Annotated in this window: 1 protein-coding gene; it reads left to right on the forward strand. The window is 37.5% G+C overall.

The window, feature by feature from the left end:
* Nucleotides 1-66: 66 nt before the first annotated feature.
* Nucleotides 67-251, forward strand: a 185-nt coding sequence (locus HMPREF9075_RS13560) for a hypothetical protein (RefSeq protein ID WP_198144781.1), incomplete at its 3' end; no start/stop codon positions are given.

The following is a 251-nucleotide window of genomic DNA, read 5'->3' on the forward strand; positions in this document are numbered from 1 at the left end:
ATTGATAAGGCACGAGCTACAAGCTCGCGCCAGCAGGGGGGGATTGCAATTTTAAATAAAACTACAATGAGAACCATAAGAAAAAAAGCAAGTATTATAGAATTAGAATATACCCCATCAGCTGGTTGGTTAAACATCAATTTTGGTGAAGAAATTTTTCGTTTGCTAAAAGGGGAGGTTATGCTCGACAAGACCCCTTATAGCGATGAAACTTTAGTACCTATTGAAAATCTAGCCATAGAAGGTGATAT

Source organism: Capnocytophaga sp. oral taxon 332 str. F0381 (genome assembly GCF_000318275.2).
GTDB classification, from domain to species: domain Bacteria; phylum Bacteroidota; class Bacteroidia; order Flavobacteriales; family Flavobacteriaceae; genus Capnocytophaga; species Capnocytophaga bilenii.